This is a genomic window from Paraneptunicella aestuarii (assembly GCF_019900845.1).
Classification (GTDB): Bacteria; Pseudomonadota; Gammaproteobacteria; order Enterobacterales; family Alteromonadaceae; genus Paraneptunicella; species Paraneptunicella aestuarii.
Map to the genome: position 1 here is coordinate 1,043,735 of NZ_CP074570.1, position 25,696 is coordinate 1,069,430.

The 25,696-nt window shown below is 45.2% G+C and carries 19 protein-coding genes; 14 read left to right on the forward strand and 5 right to left on the reverse strand.

Annotation, left to right across the window (positions count from 1 at the left end; genetic code table 11):
• Positions 1-241 precede the first annotated feature (241 nt).
• Positions 242-625, forward strand: coding sequence for a hypothetical protein (locus KIH87_RS04350; protein WP_232360315.1), 384 nt, complete (start codon positions 242-244; stop codon positions 623-625).
• Positions 626-645: 20 nt separating this feature from the next.
• Positions 646-1,401 carry a hypothetical protein gene (locus tag KIH87_RS04355; protein ID WP_232360316.1) on the forward strand — a complete coding sequence of 252 codons (756 nt, stop codon included), beginning with the start codon at positions 646-648 and terminating at the stop codon, positions 1,399-1,401.
• On the opposite strand, the gene KIH87_RS04360 is transcribed toward KIH87_RS04355, so the two are convergent.
• The 3 genes from KIH87_RS04360 to KIH87_RS04370 form a co-directional block, all read right to left on the reverse strand.
• On the reverse strand, positions 1,398-1,673 hold the full coding sequence (locus KIH87_RS04360) for a hypothetical protein (RefSeq protein ID WP_232360317.1): 276 nt from the start codon (positions 1,671-1,673) through the stop codon (positions 1,398-1,400). The genes KIH87_RS04355 and KIH87_RS04360 overlap by 4 nt on opposite strands.
• Positions 1,674-2,936: 1,263 nt before the next feature.
• Positions 2,937-3,803, reverse strand: a complete 867-nt coding sequence (locus KIH87_RS04365) for a ParB N-terminal domain-containing protein (RefSeq protein ID WP_232360318.1) — start codon at positions 3,801-3,803, stop codon at positions 2,937-2,939.
• Positions 3,804-3,992: 189 nt separating this feature from the next.
• A complete protein-coding gene (locus KIH87_RS04370; protein WP_232360319.1) occupies positions 3,993-5,609 on the reverse strand; it encodes a DUF6538 domain-containing protein in 1,617 nt (538 codons plus the stop codon).
• A gap of 293 nt (positions 5,610-5,902) precedes the next feature.
• Here KIH87_RS04370 and mazG point away from each other — a divergent pair, with 293 nt between their 5' ends.
• The 3 genes from mazG to KIH87_RS04385 all read left to right on the forward strand — a co-directional run bounded on the left by mazG (position 5,903) and on the right by KIH87_RS04385 (position 7,896).
• Entirely contained in the window at positions 5,903-6,694 is a 792-nt protein-coding gene (gene mazG / locus KIH87_RS04375) for a nucleoside triphosphate pyrophosphohydrolase (protein WP_232360320.1), read from the forward strand.
• A 32-nt stretch (positions 6,695-6,726) separates the two neighbouring features.
• Positions 6,727-7,422, forward strand: a complete 696-nt coding sequence (locus KIH87_RS04380; RefSeq protein ID WP_232360321.1) for an aspartate/glutamate racemase family protein — start codon at positions 6,727-6,729, stop codon at positions 7,420-7,422.
• Positions 7,423-7,674: 252 nt separating this feature from the next.
• Positions 7,675-7,896 carry a hypothetical protein gene (locus KIH87_RS04385; protein ID WP_232360322.1) on the forward strand — a complete coding sequence of 74 codons (222 nt, stop codon included), beginning with the start codon at positions 7,675-7,677 and terminating at the stop codon, positions 7,894-7,896.
• Positions 7,897-7,978: 82 nt separating this feature from the next.
• Here the strand turns inward: KIH87_RS04385 and KIH87_RS04390 are convergent, their stop codons facing one another.
• On the reverse strand, positions 7,979-10,183 hold the full coding sequence (locus tag KIH87_RS04390; protein WP_232360323.1) for a beta-lactamase family protein: 2,205 nt from the start codon (positions 10,181-10,183) through the stop codon (positions 7,979-7,981).
• 191 nt (positions 10,184-10,374) lie between these two features.
• On the opposite strand from KIH87_RS04390, the gene KIH87_RS04395 reads away from it, so the two are divergent.
• Both KIH87_RS04395 and KIH87_RS04400 read left to right on the forward strand, forming a co-directional pair.
• Positions 10,375-10,728 (forward strand): hypothetical protein, encoded by a 354-nt coding sequence (locus tag KIH87_RS04395; protein ID WP_232360324.1) that lies wholly within the window; start codon positions 10,375-10,377, stop codon positions 10,726-10,728.
• A gap of 799 nt (positions 10,729-11,527) precedes the next feature.
• Complete coding sequence (locus KIH87_RS04400; RefSeq protein ID WP_232360325.1) at positions 11,528-11,956, forward strand: hypothetical protein; 429 nt, start codon at positions 11,528-11,530, stop codon at positions 11,954-11,956.
• A gap of 215 nt (positions 11,957-12,171) precedes the next feature.
• On the opposite strand, the gene KIH87_RS04405 is transcribed toward KIH87_RS04400, so the two are convergent.
• Entirely contained in the window at positions 12,172-13,095 is a 924-nt protein-coding gene (locus KIH87_RS04405; protein ID WP_232360326.1) for a LysR family transcriptional regulator, read from the reverse strand.
• 127 nt (positions 13,096-13,222) lie between these two features.
• Here KIH87_RS04405 and KIH87_RS04410 point away from each other — a divergent pair, with 127 nt between their 5' ends.
• The 7 genes from KIH87_RS04410 (at position 13,223) to KIH87_RS04440 (ending at position 25,055) form a co-directional block, all read left to right on the forward strand.
• Entirely contained in the window at positions 13,223-14,707 is a 1,485-nt protein-coding gene (locus KIH87_RS04410; RefSeq protein ID WP_269751483.1) for an NAD-dependent succinate-semialdehyde dehydrogenase, read from the forward strand.
• A 46-nt stretch (positions 14,708-14,753) separates the two neighbouring features.
• Positions 14,754-16,040, forward strand: coding sequence for a 4-aminobutyrate--2-oxoglutarate transaminase (gabT, locus tag KIH87_RS04415; protein WP_232360327.1), 1,287 nt, complete (start codon positions 14,754-14,756; stop codon positions 16,038-16,040).
• Between the two features lie 52 nt (positions 16,041-16,092).
• Positions 16,093-18,003, forward strand: a complete 1,911-nt coding sequence (gene pdxR, locus KIH87_RS04420) for a MocR-like pyridoxine biosynthesis transcription factor PdxR (protein WP_232360328.1) — start codon at positions 16,093-16,095, stop codon at positions 18,001-18,003.
• 854 nt (positions 18,004-18,857) lie between these two features.
• Complete coding sequence (locus tag KIH87_RS04425; protein ID WP_232360329.1) at positions 18,858-19,715, forward strand: carbon-nitrogen hydrolase family protein; 858 nt, start codon at positions 18,858-18,860, stop codon at positions 19,713-19,715.
• Between the two features lie 132 nt (positions 19,716-19,847).
• Positions 19,848-22,271, forward strand: coding sequence for a TonB-dependent receptor (locus KIH87_RS04430; protein WP_232360330.1), 2,424 nt, complete (start codon positions 19,848-19,850; stop codon positions 22,269-22,271).
• 119 nt (positions 22,272-22,390) lie between these two features.
• Positions 22,391-23,830 carry a tetratricopeptide repeat-containing sulfotransferase family protein gene (locus KIH87_RS04435; RefSeq protein WP_232360331.1) on the forward strand — a complete coding sequence of 480 codons (1,440 nt, stop codon included), beginning with the start codon at positions 22,391-22,393 and terminating at the stop codon, positions 23,828-23,830.
• Entirely contained in the window at positions 23,823-25,055 is a 1,233-nt protein-coding gene (locus tag KIH87_RS04440; protein WP_232360332.1) for an MFS transporter, read from the forward strand. Before KIH87_RS04435 ends, KIH87_RS04440 begins: the two co-directional genes overlap by 8 nt.
• Positions 25,056-25,696 lie beyond the last annotated feature (641 nt).

Consider the following 25,696-nt stretch of genomic DNA (forward strand, 5'->3'; position numbering starts at 1 on the left):
ATATTATTACCTTGTGCTGATTTCTTATGGCTTTAATACTGGTCGCAAGATGCAACCATAAAGACTTGGCTTTGAGCTTTTCATTTGAATGGCAGGCAGCTAGAAAACCCGCTAAAACCCCTTGCAAATAAAGACTTCTAGGATGTTTCAGCATGTTAATGAATCACCCAAAAGACCCACCAGTTAGATCAATAGACCGCATAAATATTAATCCTTAACCTAAAGCTTTCATGCAAACAAAATGACAGATATTAAATTTAACCATAAGTTGCAGGCGTGTTTCGTTCGGAGTAGTATAATTACCGTTTTAAAAAGCTTTATTTATTATCTAAAGGCTAAGTTTATGAAAAAGATCAAGTTATGTTGTGTTGTTGTACTTGGATTGCTTGCTGTAACGCCTGTTCATGCTTCGGATAATTGGCTATCAAGTCTCTTTCCTTGGTTGAATGTTTCCGGCGTAGGTTTTGGCGGTGGTCATCCAGAAGTTAAGGATAAAGAAAGTATTTACACAGCAAATGGTGTTGGATTTGGGGGCGGAGATCCTGTTAGTGCAAGCGGTACTGTATACGTTCCAAACGGCGCTGGTAATAGTGGTGGTAATCCATCAATCCCAGACCCGAATTAATTAAGAGGAACTTGCTAAATATGAGTACCAACCTTGCTTTCGTCTTGTCCTTGATATGGGTAATACTCTTGCTGGGCGCGACAGTATTGAATTACTTAAAAGGAAGAAGCCCGTTATTTTACAGTAGTGTGTTTTTACTTGCGATCTACGCTACTACACATTTAATCAATATTAACTGGTTAGCAACATTACCAGCTATTGAAGCAGTAAAAGTACATTATTTGTTTTATAGCGCTGTACAGGCTGTTATCGGCATTGGTTTATTTTGGTTAAACCGTAAAAACATGACATTGACGATGGGTCTAGCGATATTTCTGTTAGGTTTAGAAACCATTCTTAACTTTGCTGTTCATGTAGACAGAAATGTAATGGCATTGAACTTTAATGCTGTTCCTAATTTGGCAAGTAGCAGTCAATGGTTTTTGTGGCACATAAAAGATGTTATAGCAACGTTGAACAACCCTGTACTTATCGTTGCTGTAGTCTTGCATAAGGTCTATAAATTTGAACCAGCAGACACGAATGAAGCGATTGATATTGGCGAAGATGTAGAACGCTTTGTTAAGGGTTGGAAGGACTCAACGCTGAAAGTAGAGCTTTTGAATATGCTGAATAAAGGCATTGCCGAATTGTTAGAACATAATTTGAAAAGAGAAAAAACAAGGAACCTGATAGGTTTAACGCTTATAGAAAAGGCAATCGCTATTAGCTACTACGAGCCGGACAGAAGCAATTGCGGAAGGTTTGCCCGTTTCATGTATTGGTTAAGAAGCTAATTTCTGAATAACTCATCGTTATCTACATTCACATCGAAAAGTCGGCGTAGGGAAACCTCGCCGATTTTTGTTTTCTGAGACAGTAGATCCATAAATTCAACATTGACTATTCCTCTTTTAAGGAACATTTCAAATCTTCTTATTTCCCCTTCGTGGGTCTCATTGCCATATAGGTGACGGTAAAAGTCAGCAACCCCGTTATAGTCTGTCTGGATCAGGTATCTCATACGTCGTTTTATTTTCTCAGAACTATCGAGTGTAAACTCAACCATGATTTTCTCTCTATCGGTAACAAAACAAGCCGATGATAACACACCTAGACAACAAAGCTTTAAGGCCAACAACAAAAACTGTGTTGCTGAATTTGTCCCTCGTTGGCTACCTTAGAAGCTATGGTTTCCCTTGGCCTTACCTTGAAGCTTTAACCCGGACAACAACAAGTAGTGGTGATGGTCTAAAAATCCCTCCCAGAAATGAAACGACGAGGTGCGAATTACCCTTGGTTGAGCGTCTGGAAAGTACCTTAGCCACCATTAAACACCCTCTAAGGCTTTCTCAGAGGCATACTAATGGAGATTTTGACCTAAAGTTACGTCATTACATTACCAGAATGTCAAATCCTCTTAGAAAGGCTTACAGAAGCTTTCTTTATGTTGCCAACATTGAAAGCTAAACAGCATAGACAAATACCGGACGTAAGCCATAGAGGTTAACTAGGGGCTGGTTCTTCTTGGTTGGCCTCTATGGTGGGTCGTCCGGGTATCTCTGGGTTGTTATTTTATTCTGCTACCACAACGAATAAATAACCCTCTAGGGTGGGCTTAGAGGGGGCTATAGAATAACGCCGGGGCTAATGCTTGTTTTATCCGGGGGTTATGAAAATTGGCTGCTGCTGGTGGCTTTCCAAGTCTGGAACGTTGGTAATGCTTGAAGACATCATAAAGCCAACCTCATAGATAACTTTTGCGTGCCTTTGGTCTTGATATTCTTGATGTTCTTGGTGCTTATGTAGTCTCGGCTCTCGTTGGCTCATAGAACCCCCGTGGATGTCTCTCAAATACTTCGAGGCGGCTTTATGTCTCCTTCAAGCTTCAAGGGTTCTCAATCAAGAGAAATGATATTCGACTAAGAAGACAACGGCCTATCGGTTTCTCGGTTGGCCTTAAGGTTGTCTTGAAGGTGACACAAAGGATCTTAAGGTTAGTCTAAAGATAATGTTTCTTCTGATAGGATCTTAATAAGCTAAGTCTTACCTATAGGTTATCCTAAAGGTGATCTCATAGTTGATCTTAAAGGTGATCTTATAGGTGTATCTTTTGTTTTTTTGTTTTTCCTTTTATTTCTCCTGAATGAGGGGGAAGTAACAAGTCATTGATTTTACTTAAGATTTCCATTGTTATTTTCTGTCTGATTCTGGGGCTGTCTTTAGGGATATTTAGACACAAGAATAAGACAGCAAACGTTAGGTTTAACCGGGTCTTTAACCAAAGTCATACCTCTAGGTAATTCAGGGGTTCCACCAGCAAGAGACAATCTTAAAAGTCTGCGTCTTCGTCATCCTCGTAATACTTGGGTTCTTCAATGCGATGAACGGTTATGTTCAGGTCTCTATTGTTTTTGTGAGCGACTTTCTTCAAGGCTTTCAGGAAAACGATATAGTCTTCATCTACGATAGCCTCTAGGGTTTTGGTCAATGCCGCAACTCTAGCCGTCTGAGTCGGTTCTCGGGTATTTGCTTTACGTTCCAGAATAAAACGATAGGTAGGGAACCTATGATCGTCTAACTTGAATAAACGAGCACCATCACTGCTATAGCAATTACGAGGAAGTCGATTTATCCAAGCGCCTATCTTTTCGTCTATCTCGTCGGGGTTATCGCTGGGGTTAATCTCGGCTTCTTTCTTTAGCTGTCTGGCGGCTTGGGTTATCTTCTGAGCTAATCTTTCCTTGATACCTTCCCTTTGTAACGCTTTCGCTTTTATGTCCTCGTGGCTGTATACACAACTCCTCAAGGCGGCTTGGGATCGCTCGGTGTCGTTGAGTCCTTCCCCGTGGGTTGTGTTGACGTAATACCCTTTTGCTAAGGCTTCATGATAACTAAAGGGCATTATCTCTATGGCGACTTGAGGATCATCATTAGGGAAAGCTTCTTGGTAAGCCTTTAGGCGGTGATGTCCATCAAAGACGAGGTATTCACCACCATGACGAATAACCTTGATAGGCTCAATCTTTTGTCCTGCCTCTAGGCTGGTGGCTATACGATCAACCATAGCTTCAAGTCTTAACCCTTTGACCTCTTTTTGTCCTCGTTGAAGCATGGCATCTGTACGAACTTGAAGACGAAAGTCCGTGGTGATCTCAGAAAGTGGAAGGTGAGTCTTAATACTCTGAGGTTTTTTCATTATCCTTATGTCCTATTCTCCGGGGTGTCTTCAAGCGTAACTGTACGTCTTTCCTTTTAGACACCAATTAAAAAACGCTGTGAGGCTTTATATTAAAGGCAAAGTTAAAAAACGTGAAGCCGTACAGAAAAATCCAAAATCAAGACTTTTTTACTTTTCATTGCTCTTTTCTTTAGCCCTCAAAGCCTCCTAAAACGCCTCAAATTCTATCATATCCAAATACCGTTTCTTTTCTGCCACGGGCAAGCCTGAGCCGTAGTCGTCAGCTACCGAGACCTTATCCACTGTCCAGCCTCCGAGTATTTCGGCGATCTCTTTGGGTATCTCCTGTGCCTTTGCCCTAAATGCGTCTCTGAATGTGTGCCGGAAGCTGTGGAAGGTGTAGGGCTGTTGTCCGTTACCATCTGGTTTACGAATGCCTAACGGAACAAGAGTTCTATTGAATTCCTGTGAAATTTTACTCGACAGGTAGCCGCCCGAGCTTTCGGAACTGAGATTAAATATCAAACCTTTATTGGGGCGTGTCGCTAGCCATTCCTCAAAGCCCAAATCGAGTATTTTTTGTGGAATGGGTAGGGTACGCCTAGAGGCTTTCGTTTTGGCTCTTTGGCCTTCAAGCGAGGCGATTTTAACGCACAAAATATTGTCTACTTCCTGAAAGTTGGCTTTCTCTAACTGGCAAATTTCATTCAGCCTTAAACCCATGCCTAAAGCCAATCTTGTACCCCACTTAAAGAAATCATCTTCCTGTCTGTTTCTTAATATCTTTTGTAGTTGCTCAGAGGTAAACGCTAGGCGCTTTTCAGCTCTTTTTACTTCGTCAGAAATTAGCAATTTAGGATCGTAAGGGTTAGACATGATCCAATCATTACGCACAGCAAAATCAAGCAGTTCTTTAACTTTTTGCATGTAAGCATTCACGGTCTTTGGGGATAGGCTGGGCAAATGATCGAACTTACCTGACGGTATGAGTTTAAACACTTCCTCTAGCGGTAAATTGCGGGTTTCTCTTTTCAAATTGACATTAGAAGGAAATCGGATCAACAAGTCTCTAAAGATGCGCAGTTCCTTGTAACGAATGTCTTTTAGTTTGGTCTCTGCACCTAGCATCGCCACCAGCGCCCTTGCTGCTACCATTGGTTTGTCCATATATTTAGGGTTACGGTATTTGGTTTTGTCGTTACGAATATCTTCGAGGTATTCCTCGGCGGCTTGCCCAAGCTCCGGGACTCTTGCATGGCTTATGTCTATTTTGTTGGCGCGTTTCTGTTCCCATGGCTTTGAATACTCATTGAGAAAACGTGTATAGACTTCAACCATGTTTCTTAACCAGTAAAAGACTAACCGTTGCTCTTTGTCTTTGGGTAGGTTCTTCGGGACTAGGTGACGTTCCTTAAGTTCGTCTAACTGCCAAGTAAGGTGCTTCAATTCGTTTGGATTGCCGTCAAGAGCATCTGAATATTGCTCTTTGGCTATGGATAGGTCATCAATCAGGTTTTCCCTTTCGCTTAATACCTTGCCGGAAATGTCTTTTTCTATTTGGTCAAACTGGTAGTTAGCTTCGTTCATAGCGATAACCTGTAAGTCGGAATCGCTGATTGCTTGAAGGCGTTCACGTTGGCGGCGTATGGCTTGAAACTTGGCGTCTAGCTCAACGCTGTGTAAACGGGCTTTAGCCTTGGCGGTTTCTCTGTCTTTGGTTCTAAGAGAAAATCCCAATTTCGTTTTACCGAAATCAGCTTGAAGATCGAGAGGGATCCGGCGCTGATAATAATAGACGCCAGTTTCTTGTCTTACTGTGTGCATTGGATTGCCCTCCCTATCCCTGTTTTCCTTTTCAGGTGAATCATGAGAAGACGATTTATCAGACATTTTAATACTACTTTACAACTAATTATCTTGGGAAATAGTAGCACGACAAAGACACCCAGAGTTAACTTAATGTACTCGACCCATGTACTAGAGTTGTCCTTTTGCAGCCCTTTATAAACGCTAAACCCAGCGATTATGGTAGGTTCAGCGATATTATAAAGGAGTGACATTTGTGCTTCTCCTGTGTACATTCCATGCATCACCTGAGTAGATAAATTCTGATATCAATGCAATTTCATAATGTATCCCGCTTATTGTGGGTTATGGAACAACTTCGCGATCCTGAAACCGGATGTCCTTGGGACAAGCAACAATCTTTCGCCACCATCGTCCCTTACACTATTGAAGAAGCCTATGAAGTCGCCGACGCCATTGAATATGGCGATATGAACGACATCAAAGATGAATTGGGCGATCTCCTGTTTCAAGTGGTGTTCTATGCCCAATTAGGTAAAGAACAAGATGAATTCGATTTTGAATCTATCGCTGGTGCTGTGGCTGATAAGTTAATTCGCCGTCACCCCCATGTGTTTGCTGATACCAATGTGAATTCGACCGACGAGGTAAAGCAAAACTGGGAAGCAATTAAACAGCAAGAGCGCGAAGATAAAGGACTTACCGACGATGCCAGTGTGTTGGCTAATATTCCCAAGGGAATGGCTCCATTGGTGCGAGCCCTTAAAATTCAGAAGCGGTGTGCTAAAGTTGGATTTGATTGGAAAGAATTATCTCCTGTTGTAGATAAAATCAAAGAAGAAGTTGAAGAAGTGCTTGAAGAAGCCAATCGTAACCCACAAGATCACGAAGCGCTCACCTCAGAAGTCGGTGATTTGATGTTTGCTGTGGTGAATCTGGCCAGGCATCTCAATGTTGATCCGGAGGCAGCACTGCGAGCTACGAATAATAAATTTGAAAAGCGATTTCGGGCAATTGAGACAAGCTTAAAGGAACATGGCAAATCCGTTCAGGACGCCACGTTAGAAGAAATGGAAGCCATTTGGCAACAAGTGAAACGCTAAAACATTAGCGCCAGACAGAGTGAGGTCAGTCCATGAAACTGATTGGTTTATTGGGTGGCATGAGCTGGGAAAGCAGCGCCGTCTACTACCAGGCTATTAATGAAGGAATAAAACAACGATTAGGTGGACTGCACTCTGCCGAATTATTGATGTACAGCATCGACTTTGCCCGTTTGGAGAAGATGCAAAGAGAAGGTGACTGGCAAACGGCTGCACAATTGCTCATCGAAAAAGCGAAGCGCATTGAAGGCGCTGGAGCCCAGTGCTTGTTAATCTGTACCAATACCATGCATATCGTGGCAGAGCAGGTGGCTAACGCGATATCCATTCCTCTGATACATATTGCTGATGCGGTTGGTGAAAAGCTGGTCAAGGCCAATGTCGATAAGGTTGCGTTGTTGGGAACCTCATTCACTATGACCGAAGCCTTTTACCGTGTGCGATTGCAGGAAAATTTTGGTTTGAATGTGATCACGCCCAAAGCTGATGACCGTAAATTGATCCACGATGTGATCTATAACGAGTTATGCCTTGGGAAAATCCAGCCTGAATCTAAACAGGCTTACCTCGATATTATTGCCAAATTAAAAGAGCAGGGAGCGGAAGCTGTCATTCTTGGCTGCACAGAAATCGGCTTATTAATACAGCAAGATGATTGCCCTTTACCGCTTTACGACACCGTAATGATTCACGCTAAAAAAGCCGTGGAATTCGCATTGCAGGAATAATCTCTGGATGCCACATCAAGTGTGGCATGACGGTAAAACGAGATTTGCTTTCGTTATTTTTGGCCTTGTCATAGCGGCCTGCGAGCCGCTATCCAGCAAAACCACAACCATTTTGATTCAAAACCCACCATAGATAAAAAAATTCTGTATAGAACGTCAGTAAAATACTTCTTATGCAAGCGGGATTACTAAGCGCAAAAGCGCAGAGATGGTATATACCCCTATATTTTAGTCTTTGGAAAAATAGATGAGATGAAAATATGGATGAGAAATAGCGCGATAAAATTCACTATTTTCTACATTTGTGTGCTGGTATTGATGCTCTCTTTTATTAATTCCTTCATGGATGATGATGCGGAACGTTCGATGAATGCTGCCAAACAAGATTGCGTTGAAAGCGATGTAAAGGAAGAGGTTGAGTCTGGGCATTCTGAACAGAAAGAAAAACGTTTCTGCAATAATCTGATTCGCTGAGTTCGTCGAAGGGCTTTTGTACTTTGATGGCGCTCTCCCAATTAAATGGGAGAGCGTTTTTGATTGGAGTCTGTATCAGGGGTTACTGACAGAAGTTATAAATTTTGTTCAGTTCCACCACAGAATCTGAGAAAGAGTATTCAGAGTTGTCGCTAAAGTAGTAGTAGTTAATTCCACCCGGCAACATCACCACACCAATACCACCGTAACCTGACATATAAGGGATCCAGGTGTCGTTAGTACAACCCAGTTTGGATTTGGCATTCCACGCCCAGAAGCTGTGTTGATACTTGGCAGTAGCACTGCCTGCTTCCAAACCGCGATTCGCTGTTTGCTGCAAGCCTTCAGCCAGCATAGTGGCATCTAACATTTGCACACTGTTGATTTGCCCTGCATCGTTATTCAGGAATTCAGCCAGTTTGATGACGTCATCAGTGTGATAGGTCAAACCGTAGCCAGAATAAGCCTGTGCCGTGGTATCAAAGGTTCTCAATGTAGTGTAAGTGGTTGGGCTTAGATTCAACGGTTTCCACAATTCTTCCACCAGCATATCTGTGTAGAAATCCTTTGTACTACCTTCCTGATTACGGAAGTAAGTATCGATTGCTGTACCCAGAATGTAGGTGTCAGTGGTGTGATATACCCAGCTTGTTCCTGGTGTAACTTTACGTGTGTAGCCACATGAGAAGTTAGCTTTGCCTGTGTGAGTGTAGGTCAGGAAGAAATTATTCAACATGGCGGTAGAACCTTCATCCACTTCATAGCCTGCTGAGTCATAGTTACCTGTTGCCATATCCAATGCATTGAGCAGGGTAACGTCTTGCCATTGGCTACCAGAACATTGGCTAACCCAGTTGGAGACAGTCATGGTTTTTTGCGTTCCGGCATATTTCTGTTCCAGACGCATCAAACCAATGCCGCCCACAACAGATTTGGCCGTGGAGTAAGAAGGCAAGGCTAACACTTCACAGTATGGGTGAGTGCCGTAACGAGTATCACAGCCACCGACATAGTGAACGTTATTGATGGCGACACCAAAAGCACTACGATGCGCTGAGGTTTGCTCACTGCCGATGTTAGCAATAGTTACGCCAGCTGATGGATAGTCGGTAGCCAAAGCCGAGATGGGCTTGGTTGGCATACGTGCTGCCACTTCGGCTTCATAAGCGTCAGTAAGGGCTTGTTGACCACTAATTGCATAAGGCGTGTAAGTGGCAGACATTTGTCCCCACATATTGTATTTAAAGTAAGCGCAGGTCTCACTGGCGATCTGATAAGACACCTTCGACATAGAACCATCGTCTTTAAATAGGAAGGTCATTACCCCGTTGTGAGTACAGTTCGCGCCATTTTCTTGCAGTGCGAAAGGCAGTGCCACACGGGAATAGCCATTGTCGTTGTTCTCTTTCCACACACGACCAGGCTCAAGAATGTAAGACCATGACGGGTGAGACGTTGAGATCAATCCGCGTTGCACCGGAATAATGTGAGTTCCGTGCTGGACGTATTCAAAAGAAAATTCAGGCAGATGCCCTGGGTCAGTATAGGACGAAGCCATATTCGTGCCTTGTTCCTGAAAACTGCCTGTGGAGCTTTCATTGACAAACTCCAGCAAACCACTAAAGGTATTGTCCGGGTTTGCCGCATTTGCGGGAACCGCAAAGGCGCTGTAGTTGGTCAGGCTATAAGTGCTGCCCATCAGGTTACTATAGGTGATGGAAGAGCGCGTTACTGCGCCTGTACCCGATAGTGAATCATAAACCGTTGGTGAGCCACCACCACCGCCGCCACTGATCACATCGCCTGTAACAGTGATGTTATCGGCCCAACAGTAATCGCTGGTCAGGTTTCCAGCTGAACGTAGGCGGAGAAGCAGATTGCTGCTGTCATCGTAAGATGCAGAGGAAGATGAACCAGTGTAAAGCGTTACCGCATCATCTTGTCCATCGACAACTTGCACAACCGTAGTCCAGTTGGAACCACCATCACTGGACACTTCGCCATAGCAGGCATCAGTAGTTTCCAGAGAGCTGGCTGCCAATTGCATGCTAACCGTCACATTCTCGTAACCTGTGGTTGCGATACTTTGCTGAGCTTGACGTTGTTTAGTGAGTCGAAGGGAATAGTTTCCGGAGTACACGGTTACTTGATCGCCACCGCTTCCAGACATGGCCCAGCCGTTGCTGTTACCATCTTGAAAATCTTCAGTGAACAGATTAACTGCCTGGGCATGGGTAGTTAATGCAAGTGTTGCTATGAGGCCGTATTTTATACTGCTTGGTTTCATCTTATACCTCTTGATGTTTTTTTGACCTTTAGTGCATCACTGTTGCTTATTCAAGCGCTATTGTTAAGTACCAAACGCTTGTTTTAAATGGATCCAGAGAACTCTTCTTACCTCACTCTTGCCTTACTCTTACCTCAGTTGGCGCTTTTCTTGATGAGCCTGTTATTCAACGTGACAGGAAGACTTTCTGGATGCCACATCAAGTGTGGCATGACAGCGGAAAGCTAAATCAGAAGAATGTTGGATATCTCCACTACCGTTATGCCGGAAGCGCAAAATCAAAAAAATGGCAAATACACCCACTGCCGTCATACCGGAAGCGCGCAGCGCTGTCCGGTATCCATCTGGAAACCATCAACGCAACTAAAATAAAACAGTTTGTGCAATACACTGGATGGCGTATCAAGTGCGCCATGGCAGCGGAAAGGCTAAATCAACAAGATGGCAGATACTGCCATTGTCGTCATGCTGTGAGTGTACAACTAACATTGTTATGCCGGAAGCGCGTAGCGCTATCCGGTATCCATCTGACAGTCATCAACTGAACTAAATAAAACAGTTTGTGCAATACACTGGATGGCGTATCAGGTGTGTCATGGCAGCGGAAAGGCTAAATCAACAAGATGGCAGATACTGCCACTGTCGTCATGCTGTGAGTGTACAACTCACATTGTCATGCCGGAAGCGCGTAACGCTATCCGGTATCCATCTGGCAGTCATCAACTGAACTAAATAAAACAGTTTGTGCAATACACTGGATGGCGTATCAAGTGCGTCATGGCAGCGGAAAGGCTAAATCAACAAGATGGCAGATACCGCCATTGTCGTCATGCTGTGAGTGTACAACTCACATTGTCATGCCGGAAGCGCGCAGCGCTGTCCGGTATCCATCCGGCAGTCATCAACTGAACTAAATAAAACAGTTTGTGCAATACACTGGATGGCGTATCAGGTGTGTCATGGGGAGAAACGCGGAGTGATGGAGGTAGTGTTGGCACTCTGCGCTTCGATGCTACCGAGAGGCACTCGCTTGAGGTTCGTTATTGAACTTCAAGTGGAAATTCTTTCTTTCACACAGCAAAAGGCTTGTTTGTAACAGTGCGATGTTTCTATATGGTTGATAGTTGGAAGTAAATATATTAACCATTATATTTTAAGGGATCTTTGCAAATTGCAGTTCTCGCTTTCCTTAAAGTATCATCTTATAATAAGGTTGAAAAAAATGGCTAAAGTGATTGGGGCTGTAGGGTAAACTTGCGAAGTTACGAGCACGATATATTGCCAGAAACGGTATTACCGAGAATTCGCAGTAATATCCTGTTATGCAATCTAAATGGATAAAGTATGGATGTTAAATTTGTTGTTGCATTAATTGGTTTAACTGGAGTACTGATTAGTGCTCTTGTTCAATTTTACCTAGGTCGTCGCGCTGATTTGAGTAAGAAAAATATTGAAGTTCGCACTGAAGCATATCTTGATTTAATGAACTCAATATCAGAAATAGCCAGCTCAAGTAAGTACAATGAAGCGAGAAGTCTTGAACAATTACAAAAACTAAATCAAGCAAAAACAAGAGTAATTCTAATTGGAAGCAATGAAGTTGTAGAGACAATAAATAATTTTTGGTCAGAATTTGGTTCATTAAATAGTGCAGAGGCTTTTTCTTCATTTAGCCTAATTGTTTCAGCAATGCGTAAAGATTTGTCAGGTGAAAACTCTTTATCACTTAAGCTTATTTCAGAGGCACTGTTTGGAAAACAAACTAAGGCATAACAAAAAATTCCAGTCGACCGTTGGCAACGCAGTTTGCTTTCAAAGGTCGTTTATTATCATTGTTCAGTGTGTTTGCAAAATTCGTCGTATATCTGCCAACGGCCACTGAATTTAGCGTTGGTATGTAGTGAGCTAATAATCCCGGACACTCATTTGGGTGGTATTCTTACCGCTCTCTATAAAAGCGCCAACCTGAACGGGTTTCAGCTTCGCTCCTACAAATTGCTTTGCAAGCAATCAAAAAACAAACTCACTGCTGCATGATTACGAGCCTGTTTCTTTCTAATCGCTTCGAACTTGTTGGTGTAATTGAATTTCTCTGGCAATAACGGCTTAAGTTGATATTCCAAACCCCAACTGGCAACCAAGTGCTTGGGCAAGTAGCCCAAATACTCACCGCTAAGAATTAACATGGTTCTGGCTTCCTGATGATGTGCCCTGGCTTTTTTATTCCAACTCACAATTTCGGCAAATGGCTCTCTGCCCGGTAGCAATCGAGCGGATTCAACAAAGGCATATTGTTGCAGATCTTTACTGGTAATGGCTGAACTGTGACGAGAGAAAAGAGGATGGGATTGCCCGCAGTACAACTGCATTTCCTCGGTAAACAGCGTTAAGCAATGTAGATCAGAATAGGGATGAGACAGTACCGTAATGCCCATATCCACGGCGTTATTGAGCACGGCTCCGGTGACATCGTCCGAACCCATTGTGGTGATTTGTAAATTCACATCGGGGGCACTTCGGGTAAACATGGCAAGGGCATTCACAACACTTTTGTTTTGTTTGCCCAGCATGTGTTCGGCGAAACCCAAGTGCAAGTTACCGACGATTTTCTGATGGCTTTGATTAATCTTCGATTTAAAGGATTCCAGCGAATGTAGCAACTCCATAGTGGCTTCATACACCACTTTGCCTTGTTCTGTAATGCGAAAACCCGCTCTGCCACGCTCGCACAAATGCATATCCAGGCGCTTTTCCAAATCCGCGATGTAGTTGGAAATAGTCGAGTTTGCCAGATTCAAGGTAGGTTCGGCGGCGGAAAAGCCGCCAGCTTCCACTACGGTTTTAAAAATTCTGAGTTGGCGCAAATCAATGTCTGACAGTTGCCCGGTAATAGCCGCTTTCTTTTTACCCATAAAAGGAGCCCGCAGATGTTAAATATTGCATTTGAATATCCAAATGTAAAATCGTGAATATCATTATATTAACAAAAGAATAGCGGCGTTAGGCTTAGAGCACAATCAAATGTTATCGGGAGTCGTTATGGACAAGTTAAATGATCCAGCACTTCATAAAACCAGCTCATACATTCAGGGTATGTGGCAAAACAGCAATGAGAAAGACCATAAAGACAATGGAAACAAGGACAAAGTTGCGGTTATCAACCCTGCTAATGGTCAGGTCGTGTCTTATGTGAGTAATGCCAGTTCAGTAGATGCTGAATTAGCCATTAAATCAGCGAAAAAAGCCTTTTCAAGTTGGTCGAAAACACCAGCCGCCAAGCGCTCAGAGCTAATGCGCAAATGGTTTGAATTGATGTTGGCAAATAAAGACGATTTAGCGCGAATTCTCACCTTGGAACAAGGCAAGCCATTGGCCGAAGCCAAGGGAGAAATCGCCTATGGCGCGTCGTTTATCGAGTGGTTTGCCGAAGAAGCCAAGCGCGTGTATGGCGACACCATTCCGTCACCGGGACAAGATAAACGCATTATTGTGATCAAACAGCCAATAGGCGTTGTGACTGCGATCACACCGTGGAATTTCCCTAACGCCATGATCGCTCGAAAGGCTGCTGCTGCGTTAGCGGCGGGTTGCACTTTTGTAGTTCGTCCAGCGATTGAAACCCCGCTTTCAGCGTTAGCAATGGCTGAGTTGGCAGAACGCGCGGGTATTCCTGCTGGCGTGTTTAACGTGGTGGTGGGCGACGATGCGCCGGGTATTGGCAGAACGCTGACCGAGCACCCCGACGTGGCTAAATTCACCTTTACGGGGTCAACTCAGGTGGGCTCTTTGTTAATGCGCCAATGTGCAACGGGCGTGAAACGCACGTCAATGGAACTGGGTGGCAACGCGCCATTTATCGTGTTTGATGATGCCGATCTCGACGCTGCTGTGCAGGGCGCTATCGCGTCTAAATATCGTAACGCCGGGCAAACCTGTGTCTGCACTAATCGCATTTTTGTGCATAACAAGATCAAAGAGCAGTTCTGCGATCGCTTTGTGTCGGAAGTGAGTCGATTGGTCATGGGCAATGGCTTGAATGAAGCGGTAAACATTGGCCCGCTTATTAGCCGTAAAGCTGTTGATTCAGTGCATTCATTGGTGCAAGACGCGGCTCAGCAAGGCGCGAAAATCCTCATTGGTGGCACACCGTTGAACGATTCTCTGTTTTATCCACCGACAGTGGTGTGTGATGTTACCAACGATATGTGCCTGGCTAATCAGGAAATCTTTGGCCCGGTGTCACCCATTATCGGTTTCGACTCGGAAGAAGAAGTCATCGCTATGGCAAACGACACCGAATTTGGTTTGGCGGCTTATTTCTATTCCCGTGACATTGGTCGTATTTGGCGCGTCGCCGAAGGGCTCGAATACGGCATGGTAGGTGTTAACGAAGGGTTGATTTCCAATGCCGCTGCGCCTTTTGGTGGCGTAAAGCAATCGGGTAATGGTCGCGAAGGTTCAAAGTACGGCCTGGATGATTACATGGAAATTAAATATTTGTGCCTCGGCGGTTTAGATAAATAGCCAGCACAAATAAAAGCATAGCAGCTGAAAGTGGAGTAAATACGTGATGAATAATATCGAATTACAACAACGTAAATTAAAGGTCTTTGCCCGTGGGCAAGGCAATATGTACCCAGTGTATGTAGAACGCGCCCAAAACGCAGAAGTCTGGGACGTAGAAGGCAATCGCTATATTGATTTTGGCACCGGGATCGCCGTGTGCAATACCGGGCATAGTCACCCTAAAGTTGTCGCAGCGGTAAAACAACAAATCGACCAATTCAGCCACACTTGTGTCATGGTGAATCCATACAAGGTAGCCGTCGAGCTTGCGGAAAAACTGGTGGAGATTGCACCGGGCAACACGCCGAAAAAAGCTATTTTTGTTTCTACTGGCGCAGAAGCGGTAGAAAACTGTATCAAGATTGCTCGCGCTCATACTGGGCGTCGCGGCATTATCGCGTTTCATGGTGGGTTTCATGGACGAACCAACTTGGCGATGGGTTTAACAGGCAAAGTGGCACCTTACAAAAATCAGTTTGGCCCTTTCCCGGCTGATATTTACCATGCGCCGTTCCCGAATGCCGTGCATGGTATTAGCATAGAAGAGTCATTAAAGGCGGTGAAGAATATCTTCAAGGTGAACCTGGCGGCAAACGATGTAGCAGCCATTATCATTGAGCCTATTCAGGGTGAAGGTGGTTTTTATCAAGCGCCACCTGAATTTATGCAAGCGTTAAGAGCCTTGTGCGACGAGCACGGCATTATGCTGATTGCCGACGAAATTCAAACCGGATTTGGACGTACTGGCAAAATGTTCGCTAGTGAACATGCGGGCATCGAACCAGACTTGATGACAATGGCAAAAGGCATTGCGGGTGGTTTCCCTATTGCTGCTGTGGTTGGCAAGCAAGACATTATGGACTCACCGCTTCCCGGTGGTTTGGGTGGAACTTATGGAGGTTCCCCTGTTGCTTGTGCTGCTGCCTTGGCGGTATTGGACGTGATTGAATCTGAGAAATTGGTGTTGCGAGCACAAGAACTGGGCGAGATTTTTAGTGCCAAGTTACGTGGTTTGCAAAAGCAATTCCCGGATTTGGTCAGCGAAGTTCGTCATCAAGGAGCGATGATTGCGTTGGAATTGATGTCTAACGGTGATCCGGCTCAGCCTAATAGCGAGCTGACACAACAGCTTGTGGCTCATGCTGCGCAACATGGATTGATTATTTTGTCTTGTGGCTTGCATGGTAATGTTATTCGTTTCTTGCCAGCCTTAACCATGACCAATGAGCTGGCGTTGGAAGGTCTGGATCGCTTTGAAGCCATGTTTACACACTTGGTTGAAGCCAAGTAGTATAATCTGGCACCAACCAGATATGACTGGGCAAGGATAAGGTGCATTTGTCATGACTCATGATAAAGCGCTATTATCCTTCCAATCGGCCTTGCAATCAGCCTTGCAACCGGGCTTACAACAGGTAATTCAGTATTCGCCTATGACCCAGCATTTAATTCATCTAGAACCATCCAGCAGTGAAAGTTTGCAAAGCCAGATCCGCCGTAAGATGGTGGAAAGTATTCTGGTTGGATCTTTCCCGCCGGGTACCAAATTGCCGTCTTCTCGCAAATTAGCCGACCAGTTGAAAGTGTCACGCAACACCGTGTTATCTGTGTATCAAAAACTGATTGAAGAAGGTTATATCGTTACTCGTGAGCGTAGTGGTGTGTTCGTGACGGATAATCTGGTGCAGGGCAGGGTGGAAGTGGCAAAGTTGCCGGAAGTTCAGGTTGAATACCAGCAAAAGGCGAAATACAAATTCAAAAGCAGGGTGTCATCTACCAAATCGACATCTTGCCCTTCAAACTGGAATTCATACAGTTTTCCGTTTATTGATGGCAAGTTTGATGTGTCTTTGTACCCCATCAAACAATGGCGCGAAGCCACAGCCAAAGCCAGCTCCACACAAGAGATTTACCACTGGTCGCGCCAGCAGGGCAATGGCGATGATCCCATGCTGATTGACGAAATCCGTTCCAAAATTTTGCCGCGACGCGGTATTCAGGCCAGTAGTGACGAAATCTTGATTACCAGTGGCGCACAACAAGCTTTGCATCTTATTACCCAACTTTTTGTTGATAACAAAGTGGTGGTTGGGGTTGAAGAGCCCGGTTTCCCTGAAATGCGTGAGTTGCTTAATTATCAGGGCGCACGGTTAGTCCACCAGCCTATTGATCAGCAAGGATTAGTCGTTGATGATGCATTGAACCAGTGCGACATCGTGTACACCACGCCAAGCCACCAAACACCGACCAGTATTACCATGTCGATGGAGCGACGTCAGGCTTTGCTGAATAAAGCCAATGAAAAGGATTTTTTAATTATTGAAGATGACTTCGAGTTTGAAAGTAATTTTCTGGGTAAACCTCACCCGGCACTGAAAAGCCTGGATAAAGGTCATCGCGTGATTTACGTTTCCTGTTTATCGAAAGTCTTGGCTCCCGGCGTGCAAATTGCCTTTATTGTCGCTGACAGTGAGATCATTAATGAGCTTACCAAACTGCGTAAATTACTGGTGCGTAACCCGCCTTTAAACAACCAACGTGCAGTGGCTTACTTTTTATCACTAGGGTATTACGACGCCTACATGATGCACTTGCATAAAGTGTTTTACGACCGCTGGCTAACCTTGCGAGAAGCGCTTAACACCTACCTTCCCAACTGTATCGACACTGGCCCCATCCAGGGGGGAACTGCCTATTGGATCACTGGCCCTAAACAGCTTGATGGCGAATATCTGCGAGAAAAGGCCGCGGAGTTAGGCATTCTGATCGAACCGGTTAAACGTTATTTTGCAAGCACTCACTACCCTGAAAATTGCTTTCGTATGGGCATAACCAGTATCGCCAACGACAAGATCCAGTTGGGCGTGTCCATGTTGGCCCAGTTGATCCACCAACTTACGGCCGAGTACGAAGAAAAGCTTACCAACGCCAAAGGACGCTTGCTTAGCCAGGCCATGCTTGCTGATTTACTGCCCAATGCCAGACTGGAATGCCAGATGGTTTACGGCGTCCCATGTACTATCGACCTAAGAAAAGATGGTTCCATGTATGGCGAAACCGGCGGCATGGACAGTGAAGTCGACACCGGACGCTGGTGGATAGAAAACGGCATGTTCTACCGCCAATGGAACCTATGGGGTTACAGTGAAGTAAAAGGCTTCTATGTGATCATGGATGGTGACGAAATGAAATGGTTCGATGAAAACTACTGCTTTGTGCGCAAGCTGGAATTGAAGGGGCATGTGCCTGATTGATACAGTTCCTCCAAGTTTCCCTTTAAAAAGGTGAGGGGCTAGAAAGTGTTAAATTTACTTTCATTGTCATGGTGCACTTGATGCGCCATCCAGAACATTCCGCATATATATAACATTGGCGTCATACTGAGCTTGTCTCAGTATCTCGTGAACAGTCATTCAGATTCCGAAACAAGTTCGGAATGACGAGGAAGTGGGGGCATTTGATTGTGTGCTCATTTGTTGTCATGGCGCACTTGATGCGCCATCCAGAACATTCCGCATATATATAACATTGGCGTCATACTGAGCTTGTCTCAGTATCTCGTGAACAGTCATCCAGATTCCGAAACAAGTTCGGAATGACGAGGAAGTGGGGGCATAATTACGAGGAAGTGAGCGCATAATGACGAGAAGGCGGGGGCATAATGACGAGGCTCAGTGGATTACTGCTGGATGGATACCGGACAGCGCTGCGCGCTTCCGGTATGACGGTAGTGGAGATATCTGGCACCTTCTTGATTGTGCTTTTCCGCTGTCATGGCAACCCCCCTCTATTGTCATGGCGCACTTGATGCGCCATCCAGCATATTATCTTTGGTTTATTACATTCAAGTTAAGAGAACCTGAAACGAGTTCAGGTTGACGAGCTTTCTGTAGGTATAAACTGTTGTGGTTGTTATCTGGATAGTGGCTCGAAGGCCGCTATAACATTGGGATGATTTTTCCATCGCCCAATCCACTTACCAACCAGATTACCCATCCTATTCCATCTGGTACTAAAGGTTGTCGTATACTGGTACTAACGTAGGCGAAGCAGAACTTCTACAGTGGTCTCAATCGAATATTGCTTCAAAATGGGTTAGTCGCAGTTTATGAACCATTTTTCCATTGCCGGATTACAACTGGCACTCCCCGCAGGAAATTGCTTGTCCTATATCGACAACGCTATTGCTCGAACCAAGAAGAAATACCCCTGGATAGACATGATTGTCTTGAGCGAGCTTTGCACCTTTGGCCCTGAAACCAAGTATGCCGAGCCGTTACCCAGCGCTACCGAAAATGCCTTTTGTGAGATGGCGCAGAAATATAACGTCTGGTTGCTGAACGGGTCGCTGTTTGAAAAAGTCGGAGACGACATCTACAACACCGCTTCGGTTATCAACCCCCAAGGGCAAGTCGTTGAGCGTTATCGCAAAGCTTATCCATTCCATCCATACGAGAAAGGTGTGAAATGTGGTCAAGACTTTGTGGTGTTTGACGTACCCGGTGGTCGCATTGGTGTTGCCATTTGTTATGACCTCTGGTTCCCCGAGGTGGCACGCGAGCTGTCATGCCGTGGAGCCGATGTGATCCTGTACCCAACCCTGACTGGTACTATCGACCGTCCACTGGAACTGGTACTGGCGCAAGCCACTGCCATTCAACAGCAAGCTTATGTCTTTAGTATCAATGCCACAGGTGAATACGGTAATGGGCAATCTATTGTTGTGTGCCCGGAAGGTAACGTGATGTATCAGGCCAATGAAGCGGAAGAAATCATTCCTCTGGAAGTGGATTTTGCTCACGTTAAGCGCGTTCGAGAGCGCGGTACACTTGGCCTTGGGCAAACATTAAAAAGTTTTCGAGATAATCCTCTGAACGCAAATCGCAAGTGTTTGGATAACTCGTTTATTAATGGATTGGGAACCTTAAGCATCCCTGGAACAGAAGAAAAGTCAGAAGGCAAATAGGGTCTTTGACTATTTAGGTAACTTGTTTCGGCTGGATCCAAAAGTGGGTGAAAACTGGTTCTATAGCAAACATCCGTGATCGAATAGCCTGAAACTTGGCAAGAAAATAAAGTAAGTATCTGGAGCCGCAAAATGAAAAACACGATTTTCAACAAGTCTGTAGTATCGACTGCCATTGGTGCAGCCTTGTCCGTATCAATGCCGGGAGTCGTTGTTGCTCAAGAGCAAGGCGCTCAACAGCAAAAACAATATGAAGTCATCGAAGTAACAGCTAACCGCCGCACACAAAGCATTCAGGATGTACCCTACAATATTTCCGCAATGTCAGGTAGTGAGCTGGAAGAAGGTAGCATTCAGGATGCATCAGAAATGATGCGCAACATCGCAGGTATTACCGTTGTTGATCGTGGTTATCGTAACTCAGGCACGGTTAATGGCGTGATTATTCGTGGTGTTAACGTTGATAATGGTGCCAACGGTGACGTGCCTCTTTCTGCGGTTCCAACAGTGGCTTCCTATATAGGAGAAACACCTCTTTACGCCAACTTTATTCTGAAAGATATCGAGATGGTGGAAGTCTTGCGTGGCCCACAGGGTACGCTTTACGGATCAGGTTCTTTGGCGGGTACGGTCAAGTATCGTATGAACAAGCCTGAAACCGACGAATTTTCGGGTAATGTGAGCGTTAATGTGAGCCAAACAGACGGTTCAGAAGGTAACAACCTGACCACTGATTTACTCTTGAACATTCCTTTGAGCGATAATTTAGCGGTACGTGCCAATATCGGTAAGGTCGATAACGACGGTATTATTGATTACACCAACGTGTATGTACTGGATTCAAACAATTATGCACCAGTGCCAGACAATGGCGATTTGGCGACCGGCGGCCCTAAGTTCCGCAGTGTTGAAGATGCCGATTATGTTGATATCGAATACGGCCGTATCTCCGCGCTTTATCAGGCTTCTGAGGGCTTCTCGATTTTGTTATCACACCAGTTCCAACAAGATGATATTGGTGGACGTCGCCAAACTACAACGGGCAACCATTGGGTGAATGGTACTGAAGAAGCCTATGGCGAGTACGAAAACGGTGCAGTTTTACTTGAGCCGTCGGAACGTGATGTATCGTTGACTGCTTTAGAAATTGAAGTTGATTTGGGCTTTGCAACGCTAACATCCAGCTCTTCGGTTTACGATCATGAAGGTCAGGCAACCAGCGACAATACCGGCTTTTATGCACAACAAAACTGGTTCCAAAACCTGTACTATGGTTCGCCTCGTCCGTTGGCAAAAGCCAATCGTGGTTACAAGGATGAAGCCTTTGTTCAGGAAGTGCGTTTGGTGTCAAACGAACGTGTTGCCAATATGGACTGGGTTGCCGGTTTCTACTACATGGACAACGATTCCTATACTTTCCAGGACAGCTTTATGCCGGGTTACCAGGAGTGGGCGGGAGCCGCTTTTGATTGGTGGCCTACCATGGAAAACTTTGGCATGGTGTATACCGACAACGATTTCCGCTATCGCCGCAACGTTAACTTCAAAGACAAAGCCTTGTTTGGTGAGTTGACCTATCACTTCTCTGATGAATTTAGAGCAACAGTGGGTGTACGTGCGTTCAAAAATGAGTACGACAATAAGACCGATTTGTCTCTGCCTATTTGGCCGTACTTGGGCGCTCAGCCTAACTTTAAAACCGACGAAAACGACACTTTGTTCAAAGTTAACCTGTCTTATGACATCAGCGATGAAACTATGGTGTACGCCACAGTTTCAGAAGGCTACCGTCGTGGCGGTGCCAACGCAGTGCCTCTTGATGGCAACCTGGCAGAACGTCCGGAATGGCAACAGTATAATTCCGATATGGCCACCAACTATGAAGTGGGTGTGAAAGGGCGCTTTGGCGATGGCATGCACAGCTATACCTTGTCGGCCTTCCGTCTGGATTGGGATAATCCTCAGTTGAATACTGCGTCTACCTGGGGCTTCTTCACTGTTGCCAATGGTGAATCAGCACAAACCCAAGGTTTGGAATTTGAATTGTATGGCTACCTGACAGACTCGCTGCATTATGTGTTGGGCTATGCAATGGTACAGGCTGAGCTAACGGATGATTTCTATGCACCTTCATCTGTTAGTGCAGCCTCTTCCACTCGTTTGGTTGCGGAAGATGGTTCGGAATTGCCGCTAGCGCCAGAACATACCTTTAGTTTGTCACTAGACTATACTCATGAGCTGGACAATGGCATGTACTGGGTTTCTCAGGCGAATATGTATTATCAGTCTGATTCATTAAACTGGTTGGGTGATGACCCGGCTCGTCAGGCTGATATCGACGGTTTTGCTGTGGTGAATGTGAGCACCCGGTTGAGTGCCGATGATTGGGATCTGACCTTGTACATCAAGAACCTGACCAACGAGGAAGGCATTACTGGTTTAATCACCGAAGGTCACATGGGAACGGATCCAGCAGAAAACTTTTTGGGTAACTCGTCTCGTAATTACATCAGTTTGCCCAGAACCATTGGATTGTCAGCGACATATCGCTTTTAATTTAGTTTAATAAATAAGATACGGATCGGTCTGAAGCCTCTGAGATCATTAACAGAGCCAGGCCGATTCTTATTTTCATTTTCTGATTTTTACTCGACGAAAAGTATCAAGAGAAGTGTATGCGTGATATTCAGTCGGTTCTGGTGAGTATTGAAAAAGCCATTGCCTTGGAACCTCACAATGCCAAGTGGTTATTGCAAAAACTGCAGTGCCACTTGGCATTGCAAGATAAAGCCAGCGCGAATCAGGTTGCCGACAGCCTATTAACCTTTCCTTCCTTAAGCAATGATCTTTACCCAGAATTTGCTTTGGCATTGAACGCTTTGCAACGTTATCAAGAAGCACTTACTTACTACAAAGTTGCTTTGCAGGAAGCGTCAGATGCCAATGTTCAGAGCCAACTGTTATTTAATATGGGCTCCATTTATCGGTATCTGGGCGATCTGGGGATGGCCAATGAATTGCTGGATGAAGCGCTTAAACTCAATCCGGAAGATGCAGAAGCTCAGTTATTAAGAAGCTCGTTGCGTAAGCAAACCTTAGAACAAAACCATGTAGACGAGCTCACCGATTTATTCGCTCACGAAGGAAACTCGCCACTACAAAAAGCCACCTTTGCTTATGCCTTGGCGAAAGAACTGGAAGACTTACAGCGTTACGAGCAAAGCTTTGAAGTGCTCTATTCTGGAGCGCAGAGCCGACGTAAGAACATGCGTTATCACGTTGAGCAAGACATCAATACTCTTCAAGACATCGTCGCTACGTTTAATGACGACTTTGCCAAGAGAACCCAGGATTCCGGTTTCGATTCCCAAGAACCGATTTTTATTCTGGGTTTACCGCGCACTGGCAGCACCTTGATTGAACGCATCTTGAGCCAGCACTCAGATGTTTACGCCGCAGGTGAACTCAACGATTTTGCCTTAAGTATGATGGCGCAAGTGAAGCAACAGTTTCCAAACCAGGCAAGTAACAAGAGCACCTTGATCCATGCCAGTTCACAACTGGATTTTGCCAAGTTGGGAGAGAAGTATATTCAGGAAACTCGACCTGAAACCGGGCACACTCCAAGATTTATCGACAAATTACCGCTGAATTCGCTCTATGTTGGTTTAATTCGAGCCGCATTACCTAGGGCAAAGATTATCTATGTAAAACGCCACCCAATGGATACCTGCTATGCCATCTATAAGCAGTTATTCACGCAAGGTTATCCTTTCTCTTACGATCTGGATGAATTGGCTGAATATTACATTGCTCATGAGCGCATGATGCAACATTGGTTGGCCTTATATCCGGATGCTATTTATGCGCTTGAATATGAAAAGCTGGTGGCTGATCTCGATACGCAAGCGCGTAAGTTATTGCAGTTTTGTGAATTGGATTGGCAAGCCCAATGCGTCGATTTTGAACAGAATGCGCAGCCTTCGACAACGGCGAGTGCCGCTCAGGTACGTCAGAAAATCTATGCCTCGTCTATCGGTAAATGGCGTTGTTATTCAGAGCAGTTAGCGCCCTTGAAAGCGAAACTCCAACAAGCAGGAATCGCCTGTGACTAATTATAAAAGCAGTAATAACGGCAGTAATAAAATGACCAATGAATTAAGCACAACACAGTCTCCTCGTATTATCGTAGACCCAAACGGGATTTGGGCGAGCGTGATGCTGGCTTTTCTCACTACCGCCGGGATTTTTTACATCAATATCATGCCTGCGGTTGTCAGTGGCTTAAAAGAAGGTTTAGGGTTTACCAATCAACAAGCGGGATTTGTCAGCTCTGCCAATCTTTATGGCGCTTCACTTGGCGCGCTTACCGCGGTGTTTATCATTAAACATATCGACTGGAAGCGTTGGTCATACGTGCTGATGGGCTTGATTATCGCCATTGATTTAATCTGCATTGTGATCAGCAGCCCCTGGGTGATGATTGCCACACGCGGGTTGCATGGTTTGGTTGGTGGCCTGTTAGTCGGCATTGGTTTCGGCATTATTTCCCGTACTGCCAGCCCGGATCGTACATTTGGTTATTTGCTGTTTATTCAGTGGGGATTAGGCGGCTTAGGCTTGATGTTTCTGCCCGGACTGGTTCCCGAATATGGCGTTACAGCGCTATTCTTGTCATTGGTTGCCTTTACTTTGGTGTCACTGGTTATGCTGGTTTTTCTTCCTGACTATCCCGTGCCTCAACGACATACTGAAAATGCGAATCAGGATGCACCTACAGGCAACAATAACCGGGTGAACAAACTGCCATTGGTGCTAACCTTGCTGGCGATACTGATTTTTCAAGCGGCGAATATGGGGCTGTTTGCTTACATGATCGCCCTGGGTAAGGCGGAAGGCTTGAGCATTGATTTTATGAGCCCGTCGCTGGCTGCGGCAAGTTGGGTGGCGTTAGGCGGGGCATTTTTGGTGATTGTCATCGGTACTCGCTATGGTCGAACCTTGCCATTAGCGATTTCTATTGTGTTAACCGCGCTATTTTCATGGCTACTGCATTTTAGCGAAAGCCCCGATGTGTATTTATACAGCAATGTCGCCATTGGTATTTGCTGGGCATTTGTGTTGCCGTACCTGTTTGGCATTTGTTCCGAGCTGGACAAAGGCGGTCAGTATGCCGCTTTGGGTGGTTTTGCTTCAAAAATGGGTTTGGCCTCCGGGCCTATGGTTGCGGCATTGCTGTTGTCGGATGACCATTATTCTATTGTGATCAATGCTGCTGTTGTGGGTTTGTTGTTGTGTGTTGTCGTTGTGTTTCAGCCCGCGCGGATGCTAGACCGATAGTTTTTCAGGTTTAGTTCGTATCAGTTATGTTTGCTTACTCAGGGACGAGTAACTTTCTAGAGTGATGTCCGAGGGCTCGTCATGCTGGAAGTGCGAAGCATTGTCCGGTATCCATCTGGCAGTCATTCACTGAGCCTCGTCATTATGCCCCGCTTTCTCGTAATTATGCCCCCACTTCCTCGTCATTATGCCCCCACTTCCTCGTCATTCCGAACTTGTTTCGGAATCTGAATGACTGTTCACGAGATACTGAGACAAGCTCAGTATGACGCCAATGTTATATATATGCGGAATGTTCTGGATGGCGCATCAAGTGCGCCATGACAGCGGAAAAGCGAAATCGGAAGAATGTTGGATATACCCACTGTCGTCATACCGGAAGCGCGCAGCGCTGTCCGGTATCCATCCAGCAGTAATCCACTGAGCCTCGTCATTATGCCCCCGCTTTCTCGTCATTATGAGCTCACTTCCTCGTCATTCCGAACTTGTTTCGGAATCTGAATGACTGTTCACGAGATACTGAGACAAGCTCAGTATGACGCCAATGTTATATATACGCGGAATGCACTGGATGGCGCATCAAGTGCGCCATGACAACAAATAAGCACACAATCAACTGTCGTCGTGCCGGAAATGCGTAG